Origin of the sequence: Streptomyces sp. SP18CS02, from assembly GCF_036322365.1 — a bacterium.
GTDB lineage: Bacteria > Actinomycetota > Actinomycetes > Streptomycetales > Streptomycetaceae > Streptomyces.
This window is the reverse complement of the sequence record NZ_JAQYXC010000289.1, coordinates 43719-69510: the sequence shown is the minus strand read 5'-3', so window position 1 is coordinate 69510 and position 25792 is coordinate 43719. Positions and strand designations below refer to the sequence as shown.

Genomic DNA, 25792 nt, shown 5'->3' with positions numbered 1-25792 from the left:
CCGAGACCGGCCCCGCCCCTTCGTCATGCCCTCGCCGTACGGGAGTGAGGGTCCCGTACGGCGGTACCGTCGTCCCGGAGGAACGCCATGTCCCGTGGCGCCCCTCCGGAACGACGGAGCCGGTGGGCCGGCGCGCCGGGGTGAGGTCCCGCGCGCCGATGCCGTGCTGTTCCGGGGGCGACCCCCGGACCCCCGGCCGGGGGGTCAGCGCACCGGGGTGAAGTCCCGCGCACCGATGTAGTCGGGCCGGGGGACGGGAGCCGAGAACGGCTCCACCGCGGTGTTCTCCACGCTGTTGAAGACGATGAAGACGTTGCTGCGCGGGAACGGGGTGATGTTGTCCCCCGAGCCGTGCATGGCGTTGCAGTCGAACCAGGTCGCCGACCCCGCCCTGCCGGTGAAGAGCCTGATGCCGTGCTCGTCCGCGAACTTCGTCAGCGCCTCGTCCGACGGCGTGCCCGCGTCCTGCATCTGGAGCGACTTCTTGTAGTTGTCCTTCGGCGTCTCGCCGGCGCAGCCCAGGAACGTCCGGTGCGACCCCGGCATGATCATCAGGCCGCCGTTGGTGTCGTGGTTCTCGGTCAGCGCGATCGACACGGAGACGGTCCGCATGCGCGGCAGCCCGTCCTCGGCGTGCCAGGTCTCGAAGTCCGAGTGCCAGTAGAAGCCCGAGGCGCCGAAGCCCGGCTTCACGTTGATCCGCGACTGGTGGACGTACACGTCCGAGCCGAGGATCTCGCGCGCCCGGCCCACCACGCGCTCGTCGCGCACCAGCTTCGCGAAGACGTCACTGATCCGATGAACCTCGAACACCGACCGCACGTCCTGGGACTTCGGCTCGATGATCGAACGCTCATCGGCCCGGATCGCCGGGTCGGCGATGAGCCGGTCCAGCTCGGCCCGGTAGACCTCGACCTCGTCCGGCGCGATCAGCTGGTCGACGGCGAGGAAGCCGTCCCGCTCGAACGACTCCAGCTCCGGGGTCAGCGGCCCCCAGACGACCGGGTCCCGCCGGGGCGTGACGACCTCGGACGCGCCTCGGGTGGGGTACAGGTCCTGCAGGGTCGTGGTCGTCGTCATCGTTCAGGCCTCCTCGGTGAGCAGCGGGTAGACGCCGTTCTCGTCGTGGTCCTCCCGTCCGGTGACGGGAGGGTTGAAGACGCAGACGCACCGGAAGTCGGTCTTGGGGCGCATCGTGTGCCGCTCATGGCCGTCGAGCAGGTACATCGTGCCCGGCTCGATCCAGTGGGTCTCGCCCGTCTCGTCGTTGGTCAGCTCGGCCTCGCCCTCGACGCACAGCACGGCCTCGATGTGGTTCGCGTACCACATCGACGTCTCCGTACCCGCGTACAGGACGGTCTCGTGGAGCGAGAAGCCCACCTTCTCCTTGGCGAGCACGATGCGCTTGCTCTCCCAGGTGCCGGAGGCGGCCTTCACATGGCGCTCGGTGTTCTCGATGTCCTTGAACGATCGGACGATCACGGTGGTGCAACTCCCTTTCGTGCGTACGTGGTGAGGTGGCGCTGCGCGGCCGGGCGGCCTCGCCCGTCAGGCGGTCTCGCGGACCGAGCGGGCCAGGGTGCGCAGCCCCTCGTCGAGCTCCTCGGGCGTGATGGTCAGCGGCGGCAGCAGCTTGACCACCTCGCTCTGCGGGCCGGACGTCTCCAGCAGCAGACCGAGCTCGAACGCCCGGCGGCACACCGCCGTGGCGCGCTCCTTGTCGGCGAACTCCAGGCCCCAGACCAGCCCGCGGCCCCGGTAGTGGGCCCCGTAGGCGGAGTTCTCGTCGCAGATCGACAGCAGGGCCTGCTCCACCTGCTCGCCCCGGGCGATGGTCTGCTTCTCCATCTGGCCGTCGGCCCAGTAGGTGTCCAGGGTGGCGGTGGCCGTGACGAAGGCCGGGTTGTTGCCGCGGAAGGTGCCGTTGTGCTCGCCCGGCCCCCACACGTCCAGCTCCGGCTTGAACAGGCACAGCGACATCGGCAGTCCGTAGCCGCTGATGGACTTCGACAGGGTGACAATGTCCGGGGTGACGCCCGCCTCCTCGAAGGAGAAGAAGGCGCCGGTGCGGCCGCAGCCCATCTGGATGTCGTCGACGATGAGCAGCATGTCCCGGCGGTGGCACAGGTCGGCCAGCGCCCGCAGCCACTCGGGCCGGGCGACGTTGATGCCGCCCTCGCCCTGCACGGTCTCGACGATCACGGCGGCCGGCTGGTTGAGGCCGGAGCCCTGGTCCTCCAGCAGACGCTCGAACCAGAGGAAGTCGGGTACCTGGCCGTCCAGGTAGTTGTCGAACGGCATCGGCGTGCCGTGCACCAGCGGGATGCCGGCCCCGGCGCGCTTGAAGGCGTTGCCGGTGACGGCCAGCGAGCCGAGCGACATCCCGTGGAACGCGTTGGTGAACGAGACGATCGACTCGCGCCCCTTCACCTTGCGGGCCAGCTTGAGGGCGGCCTCCACGGCGTTGGTGCCGGTCGGGCCGGGGAACATCACCTTGTACGGCAGATCACGCGGGCGCAGCACGACGTTCTGGAAGGACTCCAGGAAGGCGCGTTTCGCGGTCGTCGCCATGTCGAGGCCGTGGGTGATGCCGTCACGTTCGATGTAGTCGATGAGCGCGCGTTTCAGCACCGGGTTGTTGTGGCCGTAGTTGAGGGATCCGGCACCGGCGAAGAAGTCGAGGTACGAGTGTCCGTCCTCGTCGGTGAGGCGGGCGCCCTGCGCGCGGTCGAACACTGCGGGCCAACCGCGGCAGTAGCTGCGCACCTCCGACTCCAGGGTCTCGAAGACACTCAGGGCGGGCGGGGTGATGGTCACAGCGGTCACTCCTGATGGGGGGTGGGGTTCAGGCGGCGATCGGACTGATGCGGTACAGGACCTCGGGCTCGTGGGACCCGTCGGGGAACAGCCCGCCGTCGAAGAGGACTTCACGCTCCAGGGACGCGCCGTGGCGCTGCGCGTACGAGGCGAACAGCCGGTCGGACGCGGTGTTGTCCGGGGTGACGGTCGTCTCGATGGTGTGGACGCCGTCGCCGGCGAGGCGGGCGGTCAGCGCGTCCAGCAGCACACCCGCGAGACCCCGCCCGCGGTGGGCCCGGTCCACGGCGACCTGCCACACGACGAGGGTTCCCGGTCGCTGCGGTCGGATGTACCCGGTGACGAAGGCGATCGGCTCACCGTCGGTGTCGCGGGCCACCAGGGAGGTGCCGGCGAAGTCCCGGCACCACAGCAGGTAGCTGTAGGAGGAGTTGAGGTCGAGGACCTCGGAGTCGCGGGCGATACGCCAGATCGCGGCCCCGTCCTCCACTCGCGGAGTGTCGATACCGATGGCCGGCGGGTCAGCCCGGTGGAATTCGTTTCGGGCACGTGCAAGGTCTGCTTGTGCGGCGGTCATGTCGATTGAACTTACCCAGCAAATTCTGAAATTGCATCGGGGAAGGGGGTTGGGTGGCGGCGGGGCGTGTGTTATCGCGCGTGCGCGAGTTCAGTCGGGTCGCACGCCGTCCAGCGCATGCTTTTGCCCGAAAATATACGGGCAATTCGGTCACAATGTGGAGTCGGTCACACCATGGAAGCCGCCTTGACGCCTGCCCGAATTGCGAATCGGACCCTGATGGAATCTTGGTGTTTAGGGTCGTGGATGCGGGGCAGGAGAATGCGGGAAGCCGACCACACAATACGCCGGAAATGTATTCGTTGATTAACGTCGCCATTCTGTTGGTGCGAAATACACGCCGTACTCCTCCCGGCGCGCCGGGAGGCCCCGCCGGATATGCCTGCCCCGCGCGATCCGTCCCGGCCGCCGGAAGCGGCCGAACCGCTCCGCCCCGGGAGTGACCACCGCCGGCGGATCCGCCCCTTTCGCCGGCCCCGCCCCGAAGGCGTGCACCGGCCCCGGGGGCACGCCCACGGGGCCCGCCTCCGTCGCGGTCACCCTCCCGGTCCCCAGCGGCAGCCGCGGCGTGCCGCCCGGCACGTGGAAGAACCCGGTGGACCGCGGATGCCGGTGCGGCTTCGTCCCGTCCGCCCCGGCCGGCGGCGTCAGCCGGTTCGCCCCCAGCGGGCCCAGCGGGCCCAGCGGGCCCAGCGGCCCCGAGGCGCCCGTCGGCGGCCGGAACACCGCCCCCCAGGCCGGCTCCGCCGTCTCCGCCGTGTTCTCCCGCACCGCCGGATGAGTCATCACGGTCTCCCCACACGTACGTCTCAGCGTCGAGTGCGCGCCGGAAACACGTACATGGCGGGAAGAACGCCCGACCAGGAAGCGGTTGATCAGCACAGCGATCACGATGTGCGAGGGGCGATGGGTGGGGGACGGGCAGTGGAGCTGCGCCAGCTGGAGTATTTCGTCGCCGTCGCCGAGGAGCTCGGCTTCGGGCGGGCCGCCGAGCGGCTGCACACCGTCCAGGCTTCCGTGAGCCGGCAGATCGCGCGGCTGGAGCGGGAGCTGGGACTGCGGCTCTTCGACCGCTCCACCCGGCACATCCGCCTGACCTCGGCGGGCGAGAGGCTGCTGCCCGAGGCCCGGGCGGCGCTCGCCGCCGCCGCCCGGGTCGGCGAGACCGCCGACGGGATCACGTCCGGCACCCAGGGCCTCGTGCGGCTGGGCACCACCCGGGCCTTCGCCGACCGTGTCTACCGGGCCCTCGACACGCTGGCCTCCCACCGGCCGGGGCTGCGCGTACGGCTGGAGAGGGCGCCGCAGGAGGCCCGGCTGTCGGCGGTGCGCTCCGGCACCTTCGACGCCGCGCTGGTGCGCACCGTACGGCGGGTCGAGGGCGTGATCCTGCATCCGCTGTGGGCCGACCCCCTGATCGCCGCGCTGCCCGCCTCCCACGCCCTCGCCGAGGACGAACCGCCGAGCCTCGACCGGCTCGCCGGACTGCCCCTGCGACTGGCCCCGCGCACCGCGAACCCGGCCTTCCACGACCTGGTCACGGCCGCGCTGCCGCGCTGGACACCCGGCCCGCCGTTCACGACGCTCCAGGACACCCTCAGCGGGATGGCCGCCGACCCCGAGCCGTCCTGGACGCTCTTCTACCCGGTGGGCCCGCTGCCGCCGATCGCCCGGGTCGCCTTCCGCACGCTCCCCGACCTGGCGGTCCCGGTCTCGCTGGCCGTACCGGCGGGGCGACCGCTCGTCCCGCCCGTACAAGCCCTGCTGGACGCGCTGACGGTCACCGCCACGCGTCGGTGACGGCGCGCCGCGCGCCCTCCAGATCCACCGACGCGCCGGTCTCGCCCAGCGCCGCGCCCAGCGCCGCCAGGGACGACTGCACCACGCCCCGCGTGGCGTCCACGCCGTAGTGGTTGACGCGGATCATCTCCTTGGCCAACGCCCCGCCGCCCGCGATCAGCGGCAGCGACGGGTCGGCGGCCAGCGCCTTCGCCACGAGCGCGGACGCGTCCACCCCGGCCGGCGTGCGCAGGGTGGTGGCCACCGGCGCCGCGTCCCGGGCGTCGCGCACATACGGCTCCAGACCGCCGCCCAGTGCCAGCACGCCCGCCCGGGTCGCCGCCGCGGCCGAGGCGTGCCGGGCCATCAGCGCCTCCAGACCCTCGGCCTCGATGCGCTCCACACAGGCCTCCAGGGCCAGCATCTCCAGCTGAGCCGGCGCGTGCAGCAGCGCCTTGCGGCCACCGTCGATCCAGCGCTCCTTCCAGTCCAGCAGGGAGAGGTAGGAGCGCCGGGGCGCGGCCGCGTTGGCGGCGAACCGCTCCCAGGCCCGCGCGCTCACCGACACCGCCGAGACGCCCGCCGGGCCGCCCATCGCCTTCTGCGCGCCGATCACGCACAGGTCCACGCCCCACGCGTCCGGCAGCAGCGGCTCGGCGCCCACCGAGGCCACCGCGTCCAGCATGAACAGCGCGCCGTGCGCCCGGACGACCTCACCGATCCCCGCGACCGGGTTGGTGTTGCCGGTGGCGGCCTCGGCGTGCACCAGCGAGACGAAGTCGATCTCCGGGTGCTCGGCCAGGGCCCTCTCCACCTGCTCGGCGGTCACCGCCGTGTGGAACGGCACCTCCAGGTCGACGACGTTCGCGCCGCAGTCGCGCAGCCAGTTGCCGAAGGTCTGGCCGTACGGTCCGGTGACCACGTTCAGCGCGGTCGAACCAGGCCGCGCGCCCCCGCGGATGCAGCCCTCCAGCGGCAGCAGGGCCTCTCCCTGGGTGATCACCACATCCTGCTCGGTGGAGAGGAGCGAGGCGACGCGCCGCTCGATGGCCGCGAAGTGCGCGGCGGTCAGCGGGGCCAGGTCGAGGAGGGGATGCGTCACGGCGATGCTCTCTTTTCGTCATGTACGGAGTACTCCAGGGAGGGTACCCAGGGCCCCCCACCGGGCTCGTACAGTGCTGGACATGAGCGATCACGCGGTGCTGCATGTGAAGGGGCGGGTGCTCCTCGGCCCGGACGAGGTGCGGGACGAGGTGTGGGCCGTCGACGGGCGGATCACCTACGACCGGCCGTCCTTCGCCGAGGACGTCACGACCGTGCGCGGCTGGGCGCTGCCCGGCCTGGTCGACGCGCACTGCCATGTGGGGCTGGACGCCCACGGCCCCGTCGACGCGGAGACCAGCGAGAAGCAGGCCCTCACCGACCGGGACGCGGGCACGCTGCTGATCCGGGACGCCGGATCACCCGCGGACACCCGGTGGATCGACGACCGCGAGGACCTGCCGAAGATCATCAGGGCGGGCCGGCATATCGCCCGCACCCGGCGCTACATCCGCAACTACGCCCATGAGATCGAGCCGGGCGACCTGGTCGCCCATGTCGCGCGGGAGGCGCGCCGCGGTGACGGCTGGGTGAAGCTCGTCGGCGACTGGATCGACCGCGACGCGGGCGACCTGACGGCCTGCTGGCCGCGCGCCGAGGCCGAGGCGGCGATCGCCGAGGCGCACCGGCTGGGCGCCCGGGTCACCGCCCACTGCTTCGCCGAGGACTCGCTGCGCGACCTGGTCGAGGCGGGGATCGACTGCGTCGAACACGCCACGGGCCTGACCGACGACACCATCCCCCTCTTCGCGGCGCGCGGGGTCGCGATCGTCCCCACGCTGGTCAACATCGCCACCTTCCCGCGGCTCGCGGCCGGCGGGGAGGAGAAGTTCCCGCGCTGGTCGGACCATATGCGGCGGCTGTACGAGCGCCGGTACGACACGGTCCGCGGAGCGTACGACGCCGGCATCCCCGTCTTCGTCGGCACCGACGCGGGCGGCTCGCTGGCGCACGGCCTCGTCGCCGCCGAGGTCGCCGAACTCGTCAAGGCGGGCATCCCGCCGCTCGACGCCCTGTCGGCGACCACCTGGGGCGCCCGGGCCTGGCTGGGGCGGCCCGCCCTGGAGGAGGGCGCCCCGGCGGACCTGGTGGTCTACGACGAGGACCCGCGCGCGGACGTCCGCGTGCTGGCGGCGCCGCGGCGGGTGATCGTCGAAGGACGCGTCATCGGGTGAGGAACAGGAGCCGGGCCCGCTTCTCCTCCAGGTGGACCTCGGGAAGGACGATCTCGGGAAGGACCACCTCGGGGCCCGCCTCGAAGCCGTTGCGCGCCAGCAGCCCGACCGCCTTCTCGTTGGCCGCGTCGGGCTCGGCCACCAGCCTCGTGCGGCCGGTCAGCGCGTACGTCTTCAGCACGGTCACCAGAGCGGTCGAGAACCCGCGCTCGGGCGCGGCCGTCGGGGCGATCAGCAGATGGACGCCGAGGTCGCCCGGCTCCACCTCGTAGCACTCGCTGACGCGGTCGGCCTCCGGCTCGTACGTCTGGAAGAGCGCGACCGGCTCCCCGTCCCGGTGCACCATGAACGCGTGGTGGGTGGTGAGCGAGTCCAGGTGCGCGTATATCTCCCGTACGTCCTCGACGGTCGTCTCCCGCATGCCCCAGAAGCGGGCCCGGTCCTCGCTCACCCAGGCGTGCAGCAGCGCGGCGTCCCGCGCCGGATCGACGGGGATGACGCGGAAGGTCCCGAAGCCCTCCACGAACTGCTCGTGGACGGGCTGTCCGTGGCCGGACTCAATGGTGGTCATGCCGCTCCTCGGTGAGCTTGTTCCAGTCGGTGATGACCGGGGCGAGTTCGCCCCGCAGCCACAGCGGCAGCTGGTCGCGCCGGTGCGGGTCGCCGGGTACGCCGGACGCGCCGAAGGGGACCACCCACAGGCTGTCCTCGCGCCGCGCCAGGTCCCACACGTAGCGCGCGGCCGGGCCGCGGGCGCTCAGGTCCGTGATGCCGGGGACGCTGGAGGTGGACAGCACGCAGTCGTGATCGCCGTCCAGACCGGGCCGGTCCTCGGCGTCGACGCCGTCCGGCAGCGCCGACCAGGGGGCGAGACGGTGCGTGGCGCCCCACGGCTCCCGGGGAGGGCGCGCGGCCACCTCTTCGAGCGCGGCGCGCACGGCGGCCGCCCGGTCGTCCGGCGGGACGGGGCCGCCGGTCAGCAGCGTCTCCAGGGCGTAGGCGATCCGGGGCACCAGCGCGAGCCACGGTCGGAAGAGGAGCGGGTACGCGGGCGGCTCGGCGAGCACGCTCAGCGCGGGGTGGGCGGCCAGCCGCCGCACCACGGCCGCGCGCACGGCGGCGAAGACGGCCGCGTCGGTGCTGTCCGCGGCCATCTTGCGGTTCCAGCACAGCAGCCGGTCCCGCAGCTCCAGGGCGTCCTGGCCGAGCCCCTCCAGCCCGGCCGCCAGCGCCAGCAGCGGCCGTGCGGAGGCGAGGTGGGTGTCCCGGTGGATCGTCGCCATCTCCGGCGCGGACCAGTTCGTCGACCCGTCCAGGAGGCGGCGGATCCGTTCCGCCCGGTGCGGCGGCGCGAATTCGACCCCGAGCGGCGACGCCAGCCCGCGTGCGTTCGCCATCACCGCGACCCCGTCCACCCGCTCGCGGGGCAGCGGCTCGTGGTCGCCGCTCCACTCGTGGCCGGGCTCCCAGGCCGGTACGACCCGCAGCAGGTTGTCGCGGTGGCGCCGGGGCACCCGGCCCGCGGTCCGGTGCAGCGTGCCGCCCTCGGTGTCCGCCGCCTGTACGACGTTGACCGGTTCCGCCCAGAGGTCGAAGGCGCGGTCCACATCGGCGACGGTGCGGGCGGCGAGGAGGGCGGGAAGGGCGGCGAAGCCGAGCTCACCGGTCACGCGCGGCGGGTAGCGCAGGCTGATCCCGCTCCCGGCGCCGTCGGTGATGACCAGCGGGCCGCGCTCGGTCTCGACGACCTCGACGACGACCGGTTCGGCGTCCCTGACCTCGATGGTCTCGGTGTGCGCGAGGGCGGGCCGCCAGCCGTCGGGGCCGAGCGCCGCCCAGCCGTCGCCGTCGCGCCGCAGCTGCTCCCGGTACAGGTCCTGGTAGTCGGCCATGGCGTTGGTGATGGCCCAGGCGACCGTGCCGGCGTGGCCGAAATGCGCCAGGCCGGGGACCCCGGGGACGGCCAGGCCGATCACGTCGTACTCGGGGCAGGCCAGCCGGATCTGCTGGTACACGCCCGGCGCCTCGATGAACCGGTGCGGGTCGCCCGCGATCAGGGCCGCCCCGGTGGCGGTGCGCTCGCCGGTGACCAGCCAGCCGTTGCTGCCGGCCGTGCCCGGGCCGTCCGTGGCGAACAGCTCGACGGACTCGTCGCCGAGCCGGCGGGCGACCTCGTCGCGCCACAGCTTGGTGGGGAAGCCGGCGAAGAGGATGTGCGTCGACAGCCAGACCGCCAGGGGCGTCCAGGGCTCCCAGCGGCCGGGGACGAGCGCGGCGGCCGCGAACTCGGGTGCGCGGCGGGCGCCTTGCGCCAGCCCGGCGTTGACCCCGTCCACGTACGCGGTGAGCCAGGCACGGGTGTCCGCGTCGAGGCCGCGCAGGCAGCGCCGCGCGGTGTCGGCGAGCCGTGAACGGCGGGCGAAGGTGTCCCACTCGACGGCGTCGGCGCCGAGGAACGCGGCCGACGTGCCCTGCGCGCGGTGCCGTTCGATCTCCAGCTGCCAGGCACGGTCGTGGGCGGTGACCCGGCCCTGCGCGTAGGCGAGTTCCCGCGCGTCGGCGGCTCGGAGATGCGGGATGCCCCAGGTGTCCCGGTAGACCTCGATGCTCACTGTTGTCCCGATCTCTATGGTTAGGCTGGCCTAACTTAAGCCCACGGGTGCCGGGGAATCAATCCGGGGGTCCGGTTGACGACCTGTGACCATGCGGCTGAAGGATCGTTGAAACACCTTTACCTCTGCGAGTGGTGTGCGAGGCACGTGTGAACGGGTATGCCGAAAGATTCGAATGTGAAGGCGAAAACCCCACTTTGGGGTGAACTCACTTCAGGTGTCCACCGGTTCACTCTCCGTGCGTAAGGATTCCGGTGTCCCCGTCGCCGCCGCCCACACGTCCCCGTGGCCGAGGCCGGCGACGCCATGTCTCCCGTGGGGGTTCCACCACCGTGAACAGCAACACCTTCCGCATGCCCGCACGCCGGGGCGCCGCCGCCACCGCGGTCATGGCGCTCGCCGCCGGTCCGTCGCTGCTCGCCGCGCCCGCGGCGCACGCCACCGGGGGCACGGGCGACGGACGGGCGACCGCCGTCGTCCTGCGGGCCGGCCTGGACGTCTCCCTGCTCGACGGAACGGTCGACGTGCCGCTGAGGACCACCCTCAACGACGTCCGGGCCCCGGGAAACGCCGAGCAGACCACCCTCGGCGTGCGGCTGGACGGGGTCGACCAGGGCAGGCCCGTCGGCGTGCTGCGTGCGGACGTGGCCACCGCGACCGCCACCTCCGACGCCCGCAAGGCCGAGGGGACCGTCAACCTCGCCAAGGCGAAGGTGCACGTGCCCGGTCTGCCCCTGCTGTCGCTCATCGAGGTCGAGAAGGTCACCTCCAGGGCGGTCTGCGAGGCGGGCCGCCGCCCGGTCGCCGAATCGAACCTGCTCGGCCACGTCACGGTCCTCGGCCGCAAGGTGACACTCACCGCCGGCGGACCGACGAAGGTCGACGTTCCGGGCGTCGGCCAGGTGGCGCTGGACCTGTCCAACACCCACACCACCTCGCGCACGGCCGCGGCCACCGCGCTCGGCCTCAAGGTCTCCGTGAACCCCCTGCGGCTGAACGTCGCGGAGGTCACCGGAGCGGTCACCCTCGCCGAGGCCACCTGCACATCGCCGACCGCGCGGGCGCAGCCCGCCGAGGCGTCCGACGTGCCCGACGCCGACGGGGTGCGGGCGCAGTCGGCCGTCGAGCCCGCCGAAGAGGCCCTCGCCGAAACGGGCGGCAGCTCCACCACCCCCTACCTGATGGGCGGTGCGCTCGCCCTGCTCGCGGCGGGCGCGGGCGGACTGGTCCTGGCCCGCAGGGGCCGCTCCCGGGACTGATCTCCCCCGGCCCGCGACCGTCCGGCGCCCCCTGTCCGCACGCGCGGGACAGGGGGCGCCGGACGTCCGCCACCGCGTCCCGCCGTCCGGGCGCGCAGGCGCCCGCGCGCGGGTGCACGCTGGAGGGACAGCCCAGGAGGTGAGCGTGATGCAGACACTCGTCGGATGGCATGTCGAGGTCGAGTTCGCCGAGGAAGGGAGCAGGACCAGGGCGGCCTGCATGGTGAGGCTGCCCGACGGTACGGAGATGCGCGGGCACGGTCACGCCAAGCGGCACCCCGACGACATGGAGCAGCAGCGGATCGGCGAGGAGATCGCGGCGGCACGCGCGCTCAACCAGCTCTCCCGCGATCTCATGAAGAAGGCGGGTGGAGAGATCGAGGAGGTGACCCACATCCCGGCCCACCTGGCGATGTGACACCGGGCGCCGCACCGGGAATCGAGGAGCCGGGGCGGCCGCCTACGGCCGGTGGCCGCGCGCCGGGCCCGGTGCGCGTCGAACGGCCCGGACGGGCGGCCAGCGGCACGGGCGCCGGTGCCGGCGCCATGCCCGCGCCGGCCCGGCCGGGCGCGAGCGCCCACCCGCCGGTCGTGGCACCCGCCGGGCGCGGGCGGGCACCGGGAGTCGGGGTGCGGGAGCCGAGCCGGTGACGGCACATATGCGCCGCCCCGACCCGTCCCCGCGTCGGCATGCCCGGTGCCGCGGCACTGTCGTGCCCGCCTCGGCATGCCCGGCACCGACCCCGCACCCGGCAGTGACTCGCGTTCGGCACCGACCCGGCACCGACCCCGTACCCGGGGCTGACCCGCGCCCGGCACTGTCCGTGCCTCCAGGACCTGCCCGCACGGCGCCGTGCCGCGCCCTGCGCCGACCCCGCGCCCTGCGCCGACCCCGCGCCCTGCGCCGCCCCGCGCCGCACCGGCCCTCGGGTCCCCGGCGCCGGTGTTCAGTCGTCGTCGTCCCGGTCCGCCGCGCACCCCGCCATCAACAGGGCCTGGTCCAGAGCCTGGAGGAAACGATTCGTCGTCGTACGGTCCCGGACCGCCAGGCGAAGCCACTGCGGGCCCAGGCCCGGGAAGGTGTCGCCGCGCCGGGCGGCGAAGCCCAGACCGCGCAGCCGGTCCCGTACGACGTCCGCGCCCGCCATCCGGACCAGCACGAAGGGCCCCTCGGCCGCCGTCACCGCTCGCACCTCGTCGAACTCGGCGAGCCCCGCCAGCAGATGGGCCCGCTCCACCGCTATCCGGTGCGCCGCGTGCTCGGCCTCCGCGAGCGCAGCCCGCGACATGCACGCCTCGGCCGCCGCCAGTGCCGGGGTCGACACCGGCCACAGCGGCTGCGCCCGCTCCAGCGCGGCCACCGTCCCCGCGTCGCCCAGCACGTAGCCGATCCGCAGCCCCGCCAGTCCCCAGGTCTTGGTCAGGCTGCGCAGCACCACCAGTCCGGGCACGTCCGTACGCCCGGCCAGCGTCTCCCGCTCGCCCGGCACGGCGTCGATGAACGCCTCGTCGACCACCAGGATCCGCCCCGGCCGGGCCAGCCGGGCGATCGTCCCGGCCGGGTGGAGCACGGAGGTGGGGTTCGTCGGATTGCCGACGACCACCAGATCCGCGTCCTCGGGCACCATGGCGGGATCCAGCCGGAACCCGTCCTCCTCGCGCAGCAGTACGCGACGCACGTCGTGCCCCGCGTCCCGCAGCGCCGCCTCCGGCTCGGTGAACTGCGGGTGCACCACGACGGGCTTCCGCACCGGAAGTGCCCGCGCCAGCAGGACGAACGCCTCCGCGGCGCCGGCCGTCAGCAGCACCCGCTCGGACGGCAGGTCGTGCCGCTCGGCGACGGCGGCCCGCGCCGCCCGCCCGTCCGGGTAGGCGGCGAGCCCGGTGAGTGAAGCGCTGATACGTTCCCGCAGCCAGTCGGGCGGGGTGTTCGCACGGACGTTGACCGCGAGATCGGTCAGCTTCTCGTCCCGGACCTCCGCGTCACCGTGGTGGCGCAGATCGTGGGTGTCAGTGTGCGTATGCATGGCCGCCATGGGTGTGGTGGGAGTGGGGGTGGACGGCAGCCCGTGGGTGGCGGACTGCCGGTAGCGCTCCATGTCTAAAGAGACCGGTGCTGCCGGTGTTGTCAACGCCGCCTCCCCACCGGTGTACCCCTGCCCCTCCTCCGACAATCCCGGAAGGCGCGCCACCGCACACGTCACCCGGACCCCCTCGCGTCCCTTGCGTTTCGGCACGAGGAGCTCGCCGCCGCCCACCAGCGCCGCCGCCTCCGCGACCGAGGGTGTCCCCACGGCGGTCAGCGTCGCGGCGGACGGATGCGGTACGGGGACCAGCGCCAACTCCCCCGCGGGGTGGGCGCGCAGCGGCACCCCCAGACGCGCGGCGGCCGCCACGATCCCGGTCTCGCCCGCCTTGGAGTCGACGGTCGCCAGCGCCACGACCGCCTCCCGCGCCAGCCCGGCGTCCCGGAGCGTGTCCCCGATCAGCCCGAGGACGTCGGCGGCGGACACGCCCCGCCCGGCCCCCACCCCGACGACCAGGGCCGCCCGTTCCGTCATGGCGCGCAGGACTCCACGAACCGCCGGGCCGTCTGCGGCACCGCCGCCCAGTGCGTGTGCACATAGCTCGCGTGCACCCCGCCCTGGACGTAACCCTCGACGCGCCGCCGGGGCTGCCGCAGACCCCACGCGGGCGTGGCGCCCGCTCCCGGCTCCAGCACCGTGCGGTGGAACTCGTGTCCCCGCATCCGCGTCCCGGCCGCCGCCAGCGCGCTGTCGCTCAGCGCGACCGCGTCCCGGTAGCCCAGCGTCAGCCGCTCCGACATCCGTGCCTCGGCGTCCAGCACCCCGCACATCGGCCGCCCGTCCAGGGACCGCGCGAGATACAGCAGGCCCGCGCACTCGGCCGCCACCGGGGCGCCGCCCGCGGCCAGTTCCGCGACCGCCCCGCGCAGCGCCTCGTTGGCGGAGAGCTCCGGCCCGTACATCTCCGGGAACCCGCCGCCGATCACCAACCCCCTGGTTCCCTCGGGCAGTTCCTCGTCCCGCAGCGGGTCGAACGGCACCACATCGGCGCCCGCCGCCGTCAGCAGCTCGGCGTGTTCCGCGTACGAGAACGTGAACGCCGCCCCGCCCGCGACGGCGATCACCGGGCGCGGCCCTGGCACCGGTTCCAGCGCCGGCTCCCACGCCTGGGCCGTCAGCGGGGGAGCGGACCTGGCCAGCGCCAGCAGCGCGTCCAGGTCGCACCCGGCCCGGACCTGTCCGGCCTGCGCCCGCACCGCGTCGACCGCCTCGGCGTGCCGCTCGGCCACCGGTACCAGGCCCAGATGCCTGGACGGCGTGGCCACGGCGGGCGCCCGCCGCAGCACGCCCATCACCGGCACGCCCGAGGCGCCCAGCGCCTCGCGCAGCAGGTGCTCGTGCCGGTCGGTGGCGACCTTGTTGAGGATCACCCCGCCGATCCGCACCTCGGGGTCCCAGGACGCGAAGCCGTGGACCAGCGCGGCGACCGACCGCGACTGCGACGACGCGTCCACCACGAGCACCACCGGCGCCCTCAGCAACTTGGCGACCTGGGCCGTGGAGGCCAGCTCGCCCTGGTCGGCGGCGCCGTCGTACAGCCCCATCACACCCTCGATGACGGCCAGTTCGCAGCCGCGCGCGCCATGGGCGAAGAGCGGCGCGATCAGATCCGTCCCGCACATGTACGCGTCGAGGTTGCGGCCGGGGCGGGCCTTGGAGGAGGAGGACACCGCGAGCGCGTGATAGCCCGGGTCGATGTAGTCGGGACCGACCTTGTGCGGCGACACCGCGAGGCCACGCTCCGCGAACGCTGCCATCAGGCCGGTCGCGACGGTGGTCTTGCCGGCGCCGGAGGACGGCGCCGCGATGACGAGACGTGCTACCACTCGATGCCCCGCTGGCCCTTCTGACCCGCGTCCATCGGGTGCTTGACCTTGGACATGTCGGTGACGAGGTCGGCGAAGCCGACCAGCTCGGCCGGCGCGTTGCGGCCGGTGATCACCACGTGCTGGTGCCCCGGACGGTCCCGCAGCACCTGGACGACCTCGGCGGTGTCGATCCACCCCCAGTGGAGCAGATAGGCGAACTCGTCCAGCACGTAGAAGCGGTACTTCTCCGCCGCCAGGTCGCGCTTGACCTGCTCCCAGCCCTCCCGGGCCTTGTCCTCGTGGGACTGTTCGCCCTCGGCGGGGGCACGCTGGATCCACGACCAGCCCTCGCCCATCTTGTGCCAGTCGACGCTCCCGCCCTCACCGGACGCCCCGAGCACCTTCAGCGCGTTCTCCTCGCCGACCTTCCACTTCGCCGACTTGACGAACTGGAACACCCCGACCGGCCAGCCCTGGTTCCAGGCGCGCAGCGCCATCCCGAAGGCGGCCGTCGACTTCCCCTTGCCGACGCCGGTGTGGACCATCACCAGCGGCCGGTTGCGGCGCTGGCGGGTGGTGAGTCCGTCGTCCGGTACGACGTTCGGCTGTCCCTGTGGCATTAAGCGGCCCTCCTGATTGCTTGGACGTCCTTGACCAGCCCCGCGATGGAATCGGCGCGCAGCTCGTCGAGCGTGACGGCGGTGCCGCCGAGGTTCCGGGCCAACTCCCCGGCCAGCCCGAGCCGTACGGGCCCGGTCTCGCAGTCGATCACCACGGACGCGGTGCCCTCGGCCGCGTGCAGCCCGGCCGCGCGGGCGGCGAGCGCCAGCGGCTCGGGCCCGCCGGTCGCCCGGCCGTCCGTGACGACCACCAGCAGCGGCCGGCGCGAGGGGTCGCGCAGCCGCTCCACGCGCAGCACGTCGTGGGCCTTGAGGAGTCCGGCCGCCAGGGGGGTGCGCCCCCCGGTCGGCAGCAGCTCCAGGCGGGCGGCGGCCGCGTCGACCGACGACGTCGGCGGCAGCGCCACGTCGGCGGCGGAGCCCCGGAAGGTCACCAGACCCACCTTGTCGCGCCGCTGGTAGGCGTCCAGCAGCAGGGAGAGCACCGCGCCCTTGACGGCGCCCATCCGCTGCCGGGCGGCCATCGACCCGGAGGCGTCGACCGCGAACAGCACCAGGTTGCCCTCGCGCCCCTCGCGCGTCGCCTGCCGCAGGTCGTCCCGCCGCACCACCAGGCCGGGGCCGGAGCGGCCGCGCGCCCGCTGGTGCGGCGCGGCCGCCCGCACGGTCGCCGCCAGATGCAGCTTGGTCAGCGCTCCCCGGGGCCGGACCGCGCCGGTGGTCCTGCCGTGCTCGGTACGCGCCCGGGAGCGGCGCCCGGAGGCCCCCTCGCCGAGACCCGGCACGCTGAGCACCTTGGTACGGAACGGTTCGGCGGCCTTCACGGGAGCCCGCTCGCCGCGGCCGGCCCCGGGCGCGGGAGCCGGCTCGGGTTCACCGGAAGCCTCGGCGGGCGCCTGTTCGGGCGTCTCCCGCCCGGCCGGCCCCTCCGGTTCCCCGCCCTGCGGGGGCACACCGCCACCGCCACCGCCGCCACCGCCGCCGTCGGGGCCGTCGGGGCCGTCGGGGCCGTCGGGGCCGTCCGGCTCCGGCTCGGGGTCGTCGCCGGATCCGCCGCCGAACTCCTCCAGCGTCTCGTCCAGCTTGTCCTCGTCCAGGCCCGGGGCGTCGAACGGATTGCGCCGGCGCCGGTGCGGCAGCGCCAGCAGCGCCGCCTGCCGAACGTCGTCGGAGGTGACATCGGTCCGCCCCGCCCACGCGGCCAGCGCGGTCGCCGTCCGGGCCATCACGATGTCGGCGCGCATGCCGTCCACCTCGAACGCCGCGCAGATCGCCGCGATCTGCCGCAGCGCCGCGTCCCCCAGTGTCACGGCCGGCAGCAGCGTCCGCGCGGCCACGATCCGCTCCCGCAGCGCGGCCTCCTCGCCGGCCCAGCGGGCCGCGAAGGCGGCCGGGTCGTCGTCGTACGCCAGACGCCGCCGCACCACCTCCACCCGCTGTTCCGGCTCCCGGGAGGCGGCCACCTCCACGGTCAGTCCGAACCGGTCCAGCAGCTGCGGCCGCAGCTCGCCCTCCTCCGGGTTCATCGTCCCGACCAGCAGGAAGCGGGCGGCGTGCCGTACGGAGACGCCCTCGCGCTCCACGTACGAGGACCCCATGGCGGCCGCGTCCAGCAGGAGGTCGATCAAGTGGTCGTGCAGCAGGTTGACCTCGTCGACGTACAGGATCCCGCGATGGGCGGACGCGAGCAGTCCCGGCTCGAACGCCTTGACGCCCTCGGCGAGTGCCCGCTCGATGTCGAGGGCGCCGACGAGCCTGTCCTCCGACGCCCCCACCGGGAGTTCCACCATGCGCGCGGGCCGCGACGAAGCCGTCCCGGCCTCGTGCGGGCCGTCCGGGCACTGCGGGTCCGGCGCGGCCGGGTCGCAGCTGAAGCGGCAGCCGGCGACGACGGACACCTCGGGCAGCAGGGCCGCGAGCGCCCGTACCGCCGTGCTCTTGGCCGTGCCCTTCTCGCCACGGACGAGGACGCCGCCCACGGCCGGGCTGACGGCGTTGAGCAGCAGCGCCAGCCGCAGGTCGTCCATGCCGACGACGGCCGTGAACGGGTACCGGGTGCTCATGCAGTGATCACTCCTTCGCGTGGGTTCCATCCGGCCTGGGGGAATGTGTCCGTGACGTGCGGGACGCGGTGGACCGGGGCCCCGCCGAGGCGGGGACGGTCCGCTCCTCCACGAGCACCTCGCCGAGCTGCTCCTGCGCTCCCCGCCCGTGCGGAGAGGACGCGGTTCCCGGTCACGGTGCCCCCGGCGGAACGAACGGCAGCCCTGCCGGGGCGCCCTGCTCGATGAGTCTCCAGAGGGCGTCCGTGTCCGCGTGTTCCTCGATCAGGTCGCCCAGCCTGTCCAGCTGTTCCTCGCGCAGCGCGCCGAACGACGTGTCGGGCGCGGGGACGAACCGCCGGCCGGCCGCCCGCGCCACCTCCGTGAGGAACGCCCGCCGGAAACCGTCGCTCTCCAGGGAGCCGTGCCAGTGGGTGCCCCACACCGCCCCGACGCGGCAGCCGTCGAGGGCGCGTCCTGCGCCGTCGGACATGAACTGCTCGCCGCCGCGCACGTCGGCGACGCCATGGTGGATCTCGTATCCCTCGACCGGCTCGCCGAGGGCCTCGCCGGACGGCCGCGCGAGGGTCTTCTCCGGGGCGAACCGCACCCGTACCGGCAGCAGCCCGAGGCCCGCCACCGCACCGGCCCGGGACTCGACCTCGTCGTCGATGTGCTCGCCGAGGATCTGGTAGCCGCCGCAGACGCCCAGTACCGGGCGCCCCTCGGCGGCGCGCCGCACCAGGGCGTCCGCGAGGCCCCGCTCGCGCAGCCACGCCAGCGCCTTCACCGTCCCGCGCGTGCCCGGCACCACCACGAGGTCGGCGTCGGCCAGCTCCTCCGCCCGGTCGACGAACCGCACCACGACACCCGGCTCGGCGGCCAGCGCGTCGACGTCGGTGAAGTTGGACATCAGCGGCACGGCGCAGACGGCGACCCGAAGGACGTCCTCGCCCACCGGCGGCGCGACGACCGACTCGCGCACCGCGCCGCGCAGCGAGACCCGCAGTCCGTCCTCCTCGTCGATGCCGAGCCCGTGCGCGTACGGCAGGACACCGAACGTCCGGCGGCCGGTCAGGCCCAGCAGCATGTCGAGGCCCGGCTCCAGCAGCGTCACATCGCCCCGGAACTTGTTGACCAGGTAGCCGGCGATCAGTTCCTGGTCCTCGGGGGCGAGCAGAGCCGTCGTGCCGAAGAACTGCGCGAAGACCCCGCCCCGGTCGATGTCGCCGACCACGAGCACGGGGAAGCGGGCGGAGCGCGCGATGCCCATGTTGACGATGTCGTTGCGCCGCAGGTTGATCTCGGCGGGGCTGCCCGCGCCCTCGCAGATCACGGCGTCGTAGGTGTCGCGCAGCTCCTTCAGGCAGTCCGTGACCGTGCCGAGGAGCGCCTGCTGCCTGCCGCCGTGGTAGCCGCGCGCGCTCAGCTCGCCGACCGGCCTGCCCATCAGCACGACCTGGCTGGAGCGGTCACTGCCCGGCTTGAGCAGCACCGGGTTCATCAGCGCCGTCGGCTCCACGCGTGCCGCCTGCGCCTGCATGGCCTGCGCGCGCCCGATCTCGGCGCCCTCCCGGGTCACGAACGAGTTCAGGGACATGTTCTGCCCCTTGAACGGCGCGACCTTCACACCCTGCCGCACCAGCCAGCGGCAGATGCCTGCTGTGACGACGCTCTTGCCCGCGTCGGACGTGGTGCCCGCGACGAGCAGCCCTCCGCCTCTCATGTACGCCTCCGCTTGATCGCCCCGTACGCCAGCCGTCCGCCGGCGCACACCGCCAGCGCCAGCCCGCTCACCCGGCGCGACAGCCGCACCGCCCGTTCGATGTCCGCCACCTCGACGGCCCGGCCCTCCCCGTTGAGCACCGGCCGGTGCTCGACGCGTCCCCCGTACGAGAGGGTCCCCCCGAGTCGTACCCCCAGCGCTCCGGCGAACGACGCCTCCACCGGGCCCGCGTTGGGGCTCGGGTGCTTGGCGGCGTCCGCGCGCCAGGCGCGCACCGCCCCGCGCGCGTCGCCGCCCGCCACGGCCGCCAGCGCCGCCGTCAGCCGGGCCCCCGGCCAGCCCGCCACGTCGTCGAGCCGGGCCGAGGCCCAGCCGAAGCGGCGCAGGCGCGGCGACTTGTGCCCGACCATCGCGTCCAGGGTGTTGACCGCCCGGAACCCCACCAGGCCCGGCACGCCCCCCAGGGCGCCCCACACCAGGGCGCCGACCACCGCGTCCGAGGTGTTCTCGGCGACCGACTCCACGACCGCCCGCGCCATTCCCGGGCCGTCCAGCGCCTGGGGGTCCCGGCCGCACAGATGGGGCAGCCGCTCCCGGGCCACGTCCAGGTCCCCGGCGGCCAGGGCCCCGCCGATGGCCCGTGCCTCGCGGCCCAGGGACGTACCGCCGACGACGGCCCATACGGAGGCGGCCGTCAGCGCGACGGACGCGGCGTCCCGGCCCCGTACCGCGCGGGTGAGGAGCAGGGCGGCGCCGGCGGCGCCACCGGCGCACACCACGGTGTGCAGGGCGCCCCAGGCGCGGTGGTCCCGCCACAGCACGCCTTCCACGGCGGCCGCGACCCGGCCGAAGGCGGCGACGGGGTGCCCGCGCCGCGGGTCGGCGAGGAGCAGATCGGCGGCGAGGCCGGCGGCGGCGCCGTAGGCGAAGACTCGTTCGCTGCGCATCGGATCAGACCGCCGATACGCCTCGACGACTCCTGGTCCCGGGTGTGTCCGGCACGGCGGTGCCCGGCAGGCCGGTCATCGGCGGGCGCGCACGCAGGTGGTGGATCGGCCCGGACGCTCCCGGCGCGAAGGCGCTCGGTGCGACGGTTCTCGGTGCGACGGCGGAACGGCAGCCAGGCATGGGTGCGCTGTCCTCACTCAGGGTCCGCGCCCTGGCTCGACGTGACCGGCGGCGAGAGTTCCTGGCTCCCGGACCGCGCGGCACGCGAGCCGGTGACAGTGGCGGGACCGCGCCGGATTCTCACCGGCTTCCTCTCCATGCCGCCGCAAATGGCCCCGGCAGTCCACCACGGCCCGCGAAGGCCCGTCAACTCGCCCTTGACCTGCGACGAGGTGGTGTGCCGAGGCCCACATCGGGCGGGCGCCGCTCTTCCCCGCGGCAACCCGGCGTGGTTACCTGACCACCCGTCGGAACGGGAGGTGGCCGCATGCGGGACGCGGGGAGGGAACCGGGCCCGGGGCGCTCGGTCGCGCGGGCGTCGGCCGTGGGCGCCCTGGTGCTGTACGGGCTCGTCACCGGGACGGTCGCGGTCGGGGCGGGAGCCGCCTCGGCGCTGCTGGTGCCCGGGCCCGAGGCACGGCTGGTGGTGTGGCCCGCGGTGAGCGCGCTGGTCGCGGTGGCCGCCGGCCTGTGGTGGGGCCTCACCCCGGCCGGCCGCCGCTCCCGGGTCCTGGGCCGGCTTCTCGACCACGCCCCCGACGAGGAGCGGCGGTAGGCGCCGCGCCGGTTCCGCCGGTGGCGTCGGCCGTGCGGCGGCGTGCGCCGAGCGCCCGGCCGACGCCGGCCGCGACCACGCCGGCCAGCGACGACGCCACGATGCCCAGGACCACCGGCCACACCGGCCCGCCGCGCGGGCCATCGGCGCGGAGCGTCGAGGCCGTGTGGACGGCGATCGCCACGCAGAGGAAGAGCAGACTCCCGCACGCGGCCCCCAGCGACAGCCTCTCCCTGAGCATCGGCCCTCCCGTACCAGCGGCGCACGAACGGCGCTCGGCCACGCACTACGGCGTACGTCGGCGCGCGTACGGGCTCGCGATCAGGGTTTCCGGCTCCCGGCGTACGACAGCGCCCCCGGAACGGCGGATGCGTTCCGGGGGCGCCACTGTACGCGGGTGATCAGGCGACGATCAGATAGATCCCGTAGGTCACCGCGGCGGCGCAGAGCGCGAAGCAGGCGTACGCGCCGGTCGTCGCCAGGCCGGCGGAACCGCCCTGGGCGCCCGCCGACTCCTTCTTGGAGAGGCCGACGATGCCGAGGGTGAACAGGCCCACCAGTGCGACGGTGACCACGAGGCTCACGCCGAAGACGGTGCCGAGAGCTGCCCAGTCGATCTTCATGCTGTTCTGTCCTTACACCGTGGCGGTGGGCGCCGGGTCGGTCGTGGCGGAGGCCAGGGCCGGAGCCGGGATGGTGGTCTTGAGGTCCTGCGCGTCCGCGATGACGACACCGGCCGGCGGCGGGGTGACGGCCGCGATGGCGGTGGTCACGACGCCGGCGGGCTCCTCGGAGTCCTCGTCGGTGACGTTGGTGTGGTCGACCGGCTTGCGGCGCGAGAGCGCCCAGATGGTGCCGGAACCCGCGATCAGCAGGACGGCGACGGCGACGATGCCCCAGGTGCCCTGCTTGGTCAGGAACTCCGCGCCGGCGCCCACGAGCCCCGCGGCCGGCAGGGTCAGGCCCCAGGCGACGAACATGCGGGTCGCGGTCGACCAGCGCACCACACCGCCCTTGCGGCCCAGACCCGCGCCCATCACGGCGCCGGAGCAGGACTGGGTGGTGGAGAGCGAGAAGCCGAGGTGGGAGGAGGCCAGGATGACGGTGGCGGCGCTGGTCTGGGCGGCGAAGCCCTGCGGCGGCCGCAGGTCGGTCAGGCCCTTGCCCATGGTGCGGATGATGCGCCAGCCGCCCAGGTACGTACCGAGCGCGATCGCGACACCGGCGGAGACGATCACCCACAGGGGCGGGTTGGAGCCGGGAGCGAGGACGCCGCCGGTGACCAGGGCCAGGGTGATGACACCCATCGTCTTCTGGGCGTCGTTGGTGCCGTGGGCGAGCGAGACGAGACCGGCGGACGCGATCTGGCCCGCGCGGTAGCCCTTGGCGGTCGCCTTGTCGTCCGTACGGCTGCCGATCCGGTAGGTCAGCCGGGTGGCGAGCATCGCGGCCACACCGGCGACGAGGGGAGCGGCGACGGCCGGGAGGAGCACCTTGGTGACGATGGTGCCGCCGTTCACCGAGGACCAGCCGGCCGACATCACGGCGGCGCCGATCAGGCCGCCGAACAGTGCGTGGGAGGAGCTGGACGGCAGGCCGAGCAGCCAGGTCAGCAGGTTCCACAGGATGGCGCCGACGAGCGCCGCGAAGATGACCTCGGTTCTGAGGCCCTCTTCGTTGATGATCCCGCCGGAGATCGTCTTGGCGACCTCGACGGACAGGAAAGCGCCGACCAGGTTGAGCACGGCGGACATGGCCACCGCCGTCTTGGGCTTCAGGGCGCCGGTCGAGATGGTCGTCGCCATCGCGTTGGCGGTGTCATGGAAACCGTTCGTGAAATCGAACACGAGAGCTGTCACGACCACAATGGCGAGCAGCAGCGTGATGTGTTCCATTTACCCAGGCAATCGTTCGACGTCAGTGGCTCGGCGAACGTAGGCAACCTGAGTGAACGGAAGGTGAACTGGCAAGGGCGTCATGGTGTCCCCAACCGAGGGACTTGCCTTCCGCTTTGGTCGTCGAGGGGCGTCCGAGAGGGGGTCGACGGGCCGGAAAGGCCCGGGAAGGCCCGTAAACGGGCTCGCGGGGACGTTTTGCTCCTCTTCCTGCCTCGTCTCCGCGAAGATCCCCGAGCATGCCGCCGCTCTGCCGGAAGAGACATTCCTCACCTCCTCACCCCCTCGCCTGCCCACCTCCGCGCCTCCTTGCCTGCCGCACCCGTCTCGCCCGGCGCCCGGTACTCCCACGGCGCTCCCACGGCGCTCCCACGGCGCTCCGACGGCGCTGCGCGCCCGGCTCACGCTCCGCCCCGACTCCTCGCGCCCGTCGCCGTTCCGCGCACGGGCGGCCCGCGGGGGAGCGCCCGGGCCCGGCACGGGCGCTCCCCGGGGCCGACGGGATCGCGCACCGGCCGTCGGCGGCGGGAGCTGACAGGATCGGTACATGACACAGGATGCGATCGCACGGGCCTGGGACGCGCTGGTGGCCACCGCCCGCAGGACGGTCACGGACGGGCTGGTCGTCGGCACCTCGGGCAATGTCTCCGTCCGGGTCGGCGACCTGGTGCTGGTCACCCCCAGCGGCGTGCCCTACGACCGGCTCACGCCCGCCGACGCGGTCGTGGTGGACCTGGCGGGGCAGCGGGTCCTGGGCGAGCTCACCCCGACCAGCGAACTGCCCATGCATCTGGAGATCTACCGGCACACCCCGGCCGGCGCCGTCGTCCACACCCACGCCGTGCACGCCACCGCCGTCTCCACCCTCGTCGCCGAGCTCCCGCCGATCCACTACATGACCGCGGCCCTCGGCGGCCCTGTCCGGGTGGCCCCGTACGCCCTCTACGGAACCGCGGAATTGGCCGAAAACATGCTCGCTGCCCTCGATGGGCGGACCGGCTGTCTGCTGCGCAACCACGGAGCCGTCACGTACGGCGACTCGCTCGACCAGGCCTACGACCGCACCGCCCAGCTCGAATGGATGTGCCGGCTGTGGCTCACCGCCAGCACCGTGCCCGGCCTCGCCCCCACCCTGCTGTCGGCCGGTGAGCTGGACGAGGTGGCCGGAAAGCTTCGCGGCTACGGCCAGCGCCGCTGACCTGCCGGCCGCCGTCCACTGGCAGGACGGCGCGGCGGTACCGACACTGGAACGATGCGCCCCGCTACAGCGACGGCTGCGGCCGTCACCACTCTGATCGGCGTCGGCGCGGCCGCTGTCGCGGCCGGCCGGTACGCGAGCGACGCGGTGCTCAAGGCGCCGCCCGGCCGGTCCCTGCCCGGCGAGCCCCGGCTCACCGTCCACGCCACGGCCGCGGGCCAGGTCACGCTGACCCGCTGCCTGGCCTCCCTGCGCCCCGGCACCTACGGCCTGCAGGGGCCCGGCGTCCACGCGGTGGTGGGTCCCGTCCTCGCCGGCGTACAGCACTCCCCCGACACCGTCGTACGGCGCCTGGAACGGGTGGAGCGCGGCAGCCTGGAGGCCGGCGGCCGGGTCCGGCTCACCCCCCAGCTGCACGTCGGCACCCCGGCCGACGCGCTCGGCATCGAGTACCGGGACGTCGAGGTGTCCGGGGAGTTCGGGCCCCTGTCCGCCTGGTTCGTCCCGGCGGCCCGGCCCACCTGGATCATCACCGTGCACGGCTTCGGCACCACCCGGGAACACCCCATGAACGTGATGCCCTTCCTGCACAAGCAGAGGGTCCCGGTGCTCGACCCTGCCTACCGCGGTGACGAGGGGGCCCCGCCGCCCGTCGACGGCCTCGGCCACCTCGGCGACTCCGAGTGGCGCGACGTGGACGCCGCGATCCGGCACGCCGTGCGGCACGGCGCCGAACGCGTCATCCTGCACGGCTGGTCCACGGGCGCCGCGATGGCCCTGCACGCCGCCGCCACCAGCACCATGCGCGACCGCGTCAGCGGTCTCGTGCTCGACTCACCGGTCCTCGACTGGGAGGCCACCCTGCGCGCCGTGGCCGCCGCCCGCCGGATCCCCTCCCCGCTGCTGCCGCTCGCCGTACGCGCGGCCCAGGGCAGGACCGGGCTGCACGGCGACCGCCTGCGCGAAGCCGCCGACCCCCGTGGACTGCGTGTGCCGACCCTCCTCTTCCACGGCCCCGACGACCACCTCGCCCCCTGGGGGCCCTCCCGTGAACTCGCGGCGCGCCGCCCCGACCTGGTGACCCTTCACACCGTCCGGCACGCCCCGCACGCGGCCATGTGGAACGCCGACCCCCGGCGCTACGAGGAGACCCTGCGCCGCTTCCTCACCCCGCTCATGTGACACCCCGCCCGTACGGCACGGTGCTCGGGCACGGTGCTCCTTCGGCACCCCGGCGGCGCCGGAAGGGCCCGGCCCCCGAGGGCCGTGTTCAGGCCACCCGCGCGTCACCCGAACAGCTGTCGTCGACCGGTATCGGCCGGTATCGGACCGGTGCGTGGTCACGGCGTACCGCATTCCGTTTGGGCTTTCGG

The 25792-nt window shown here is 74.0% G+C and carries 22 protein-coding genes and 1 riboswitch; of the genes, 7 read left to right on the top strand and 15 right to left on the bottom strand.

The window, feature by feature from the left end:
* Positions 1-204: 204 nt before the first annotated feature.
* The 4 genes from thpD to ectA all read right to left on the bottom strand — a co-directional run bounded on the left by thpD (position 205) and on the right by ectA (position 3394).
* Positions 205-1080, bottom strand: coding sequence for an ectoine hydroxylase (gene thpD, locus PUR26_RS20685; RefSeq protein ID WP_329873926.1), 876 nt, complete (start codon positions 1078-1080; stop codon positions 205-207).
* A 3-nt stretch (positions 1081-1083) separates the two neighbouring features.
* Positions 1084-1482 (bottom strand): ectoine synthase, encoded by a 399-nt coding sequence (locus PUR26_RS20680; RefSeq protein WP_329873925.1) that lies wholly within the window; start codon positions 1480-1482, stop codon positions 1084-1086.
* Between the two features lie 66 nt (positions 1483-1548).
* Positions 1549-2817 (bottom strand): diaminobutyrate--2-oxoglutarate transaminase, encoded by a 1269-nt coding sequence (ectB, locus tag PUR26_RS20675; RefSeq protein WP_329873924.1) that lies wholly within the window; start codon positions 2815-2817, stop codon positions 1549-1551.
* Between the two features lie 28 nt (positions 2818-2845).
* Positions 2846-3394, bottom strand: a complete 549-nt coding sequence (gene ectA, locus PUR26_RS20670; protein ID WP_329873923.1) for a diaminobutyrate acetyltransferase — start codon at positions 3392-3394, stop codon at positions 2846-2848.
* A gap of 924 nt (positions 3395-4318) precedes the next feature.
* Between ectA and PUR26_RS20665 the strand changes: the two genes are divergently transcribed.
* The gene (locus tag PUR26_RS20665) at positions 4319-5194 is read left to right on the top strand and encodes a LysR family transcriptional regulator (protein WP_329873922.1); all 876 of its coding nucleotides are present in this window, start codon (positions 4319-4321) and stop codon (positions 5192-5194) included.
* Here PUR26_RS20665 and PUR26_RS20660 read toward each other — a convergent pair.
* The gene (locus PUR26_RS20660) at positions 5175-6275 is read right to left on the bottom strand and encodes a pyridoxal-phosphate-dependent aminotransferase family protein (RefSeq protein WP_329873921.1); all 1101 of its coding nucleotides are present in this window, start codon (positions 6273-6275) and stop codon (positions 5175-5177) included. The two genes, PUR26_RS20665 and PUR26_RS20660, sit on opposite strands and share 20 nt — an antisense overlap.
* A gap of 82 nt (positions 6276-6357) precedes the next feature.
* Between PUR26_RS20660 and PUR26_RS20655 the strand changes: the two genes are divergently transcribed.
* Positions 6358-7449, top strand: coding sequence for an amidohydrolase family protein (locus PUR26_RS20655; RefSeq protein ID WP_329873920.1), 1092 nt, complete (start codon positions 6358-6360; stop codon positions 7447-7449).
* Here PUR26_RS20655 and PUR26_RS20650 read toward each other — a convergent pair.
* Both PUR26_RS20650 and PUR26_RS20645 read right to left on the bottom strand, forming a co-directional pair.
* Complete coding sequence (locus PUR26_RS20650) at positions 7439-8020, bottom strand: GNAT family N-acetyltransferase (RefSeq protein ID WP_329873919.1); 582 nt, start codon at positions 8018-8020, stop codon at positions 7439-7441. The two genes, PUR26_RS20655 and PUR26_RS20650, sit on opposite strands and share 11 nt — an antisense overlap.
* Positions 8007-10061: a penicillin acylase family protein gene (locus PUR26_RS20645; RefSeq protein ID WP_329873918.1), complete on the bottom strand. Its 2055-nt coding sequence runs from the start codon at positions 10059-10061 to the stop codon at positions 8007-8009. Before PUR26_RS20645 ends, PUR26_RS20650 begins: the two co-directional genes overlap by 14 nt.
* A gap of 332 nt (positions 10062-10393) precedes the next feature.
* On the opposite strand from PUR26_RS20645, the gene PUR26_RS20640 reads away from it, so the two are divergent.
* Complete coding sequence (locus tag PUR26_RS20640) at positions 10394-11320, top strand: SCO1860 family LAETG-anchored protein (protein WP_329873917.1); 927 nt, start codon at positions 10394-10396, stop codon at positions 11318-11320.
* A gap of 148 nt (positions 11321-11468) precedes the next feature.
* On the top strand, positions 11469-11738 hold the full coding sequence (locus PUR26_RS20635; RefSeq protein ID WP_329874276.1) for a DUF1876 domain-containing protein: 270 nt from the start codon (positions 11469-11471) through the stop codon (positions 11736-11738).
* Positions 11739-12267: 529 nt separating this feature from the next.
* Here PUR26_RS20635 and cobC read toward each other — a convergent pair.
* The 6 genes from cobC to PUR26_RS20605 all read right to left on the bottom strand — a co-directional run bounded on the left by cobC (position 12268) and on the right by PUR26_RS20605 (position 20550).
* Positions 12268-13881, bottom strand: coding sequence for an Rv2231c family pyridoxal phosphate-dependent protein CobC (gene cobC, locus PUR26_RS20630; protein ID WP_329873916.1), 1614 nt, complete (start codon positions 13879-13881; stop codon positions 12268-12270).
* Positions 13878-15233 (bottom strand): cobyrinate a,c-diamide synthase, encoded by a 1356-nt coding sequence (locus tag PUR26_RS20625; protein WP_329873915.1) that lies wholly within the window; start codon positions 15231-15233, stop codon positions 13878-13880. Before PUR26_RS20625 ends, cobC begins: the two co-directional genes overlap by 4 nt.
* Positions 15227-15835, bottom strand: a complete 609-nt coding sequence (cobO, locus tag PUR26_RS20620) for a cob(I)yrinic acid a,c-diamide adenosyltransferase (RefSeq protein ID WP_329873914.1) — start codon at positions 15833-15835, stop codon at positions 15227-15229. Before cobO ends, PUR26_RS20625 begins: the two co-directional genes overlap by 7 nt.
* Positions 15835-17898, bottom strand: coding sequence for a putative cobaltochelatase (locus PUR26_RS20615; RefSeq protein WP_329873913.1), 2064 nt, complete (start codon positions 17896-17898; stop codon positions 15835-15837). The genes cobO and PUR26_RS20615 overlap by 1 nt, the downstream gene beginning before the upstream one ends.
* 172 nt (positions 17899-18070) lie before the next feature.
* Positions 18071-19603, bottom strand: coding sequence for a cobyric acid synthase (locus tag PUR26_RS20610; RefSeq protein ID WP_329873912.1), 1533 nt, complete (start codon positions 19601-19603; stop codon positions 18071-18073).
* The gene (locus tag PUR26_RS20605) at positions 19600-20550 is read right to left on the bottom strand and encodes a cobalamin biosynthesis protein (protein ID WP_329873911.1); all 951 of its coding nucleotides are present in this window, start codon (positions 20548-20550) and stop codon (positions 19600-19602) included. The genes PUR26_RS20610 and PUR26_RS20605 overlap by 4 nt, the downstream gene beginning before the upstream one ends.
* 236 nt (positions 20551-20786) lie before the next feature.
* Positions 20787-20865: riboswitch (cobalamin riboswitch) on the bottom strand.
* Between the two features lie 173 nt (positions 20866-21038).
* On the opposite strand from PUR26_RS20605, the gene PUR26_RS20600 reads away from it, so the two are divergent.
* Positions 21039-21326, top strand: coding sequence for a hypothetical protein (locus tag PUR26_RS20600; protein WP_329873910.1), 288 nt, complete (start codon positions 21039-21041; stop codon positions 21324-21326).
* Positions 21327-21727: 401 nt separating this feature from the next.
* Here PUR26_RS20600 and PUR26_RS20595 read toward each other — a convergent pair whose 3' ends face one another.
* The gene (locus PUR26_RS20595) at positions 21728-21949 is read right to left on the bottom strand and encodes a hypothetical protein (protein ID WP_329873909.1); all 222 of its coding nucleotides are present in this window, start codon (positions 21947-21949) and stop codon (positions 21728-21730) included.
* A gap of 12 nt (positions 21950-21961) precedes the next feature.
* A complete protein-coding gene (locus tag PUR26_RS20590; protein WP_329873908.1) occupies positions 21962-23221 on the bottom strand; it encodes an inorganic phosphate transporter in 1260 nt (419 codons plus the stop codon).
* 547 nt (positions 23222-23768) lie between these two features.
* Here PUR26_RS20590 and PUR26_RS20585 point away from each other — a divergent pair.
* Both PUR26_RS20585 and PUR26_RS20580 read left to right on the top strand, forming a co-directional pair.
* Entirely contained in the window at positions 23769-24419 is a 651-nt protein-coding gene (locus PUR26_RS20585) for a class II aldolase/adducin family protein (protein WP_329873907.1), read from the top strand.
* A gap of 54 nt (positions 24420-24473) precedes the next feature.
* Positions 24474-25601 (top strand): alpha/beta hydrolase, encoded by a 1128-nt coding sequence (locus PUR26_RS20580; protein WP_329873906.1) that lies wholly within the window; start codon positions 24474-24476, stop codon positions 25599-25601.
* Positions 25602-25792: the final 191 nt, after the last annotated feature.

What these genes read in the sequence shown, in the direction of transcription:
- thpD (WP_329873926.1), bottom strand. Translation starts at nt 1,080, where the DNA reads ATGACGACGACCACGACCCTGCAGGACCTGTACCCCACCCGAGGCGCG.
- ectA (WP_329873923.1), bottom strand. Translation starts at nt 3,394, where the DNA reads ATGACCGCCGCACAAGCAGACCTTGCACGTGCCCGAAACGAATTCCAC.
- PUR26_RS20655 (WP_329873920.1), top strand. Translation starts at nt 6,358, where the DNA reads ATGAGCGATCACGCGGTGCTGCATGTGAAGGGGCGGGTGCTCCTCGGC.
- PUR26_RS20650 (WP_329873919.1), bottom strand. Translation starts at nt 8,020, where the DNA reads ATGACCACCATTGAGTCCGGCCACGGACAGCCCGTCCACGAGCAGTTC.
- PUR26_RS20635 (WP_329874276.1), top strand. Translation starts at nt 11,469, where the DNA reads ATGCAGACACTCGTCGGATGGCATGTCGAGGTCGAGTTCGCCGAGGAA.
- cobC (WP_329873916.1), bottom strand. Translation starts at nt 13,881, where the DNA reads ATGACGGAACGGGCGGCCCTGGTCGTCGGGGTGGGGGCCGGGCGGGGC.
- cobO (WP_329873914.1), bottom strand. Translation starts at nt 15,835, where the DNA reads ATGCCACAGGGACAGCCGAACGTCGTACCGGACGACGGACTCACCACC.
- PUR26_RS20615 (WP_329873913.1), bottom strand. Translation starts at nt 17,898, where the DNA reads ATGAGCACCCGGTACCCGTTCACGGCCGTCGTCGGCATGGACGACCTG.
- PUR26_RS20610 (WP_329873912.1), bottom strand. Translation starts at nt 19,603, where the DNA reads ATGAGAGGCGGAGGGCTGCTCGTCGCGGGCACCACGTCCGACGCGGGC.
- PUR26_RS20605 (WP_329873911.1), bottom strand. Translation starts at nt 20,550, where the DNA reads ATGCGCAGCGAACGAGTCTTCGCCTACGGCGCCGCCGCCGGCCTCGCC.
- PUR26_RS20600 (WP_329873910.1), top strand. Translation starts at nt 21,039, where the DNA reads ATGCGGGACGCGGGGAGGGAACCGGGCCCGGGGCGCTCGGTCGCGCGG.
- PUR26_RS20595 (WP_329873909.1), bottom strand. Translation starts at nt 21,949, where the DNA reads ATGAAGATCGACTGGGCAGCTCTCGGCACCGTCTTCGGCGTGAGCCTC.
- PUR26_RS20590 (WP_329873908.1), bottom strand. Translation starts at nt 23,221, where the DNA reads ATGGAACACATCACGCTGCTGCTCGCCATTGTGGTCGTGACAGCTCTC.
- PUR26_RS20585 (WP_329873907.1), top strand. Translation starts at nt 23,769, where the DNA reads ATGACACAGGATGCGATCGCACGGGCCTGGGACGCGCTGGTGGCCACC.
- PUR26_RS20580 (WP_329873906.1), top strand. Translation starts at nt 24,474, where the DNA reads ATGCGCCCCGCTACAGCGACGGCTGCGGCCGTCACCACTCTGATCGGC.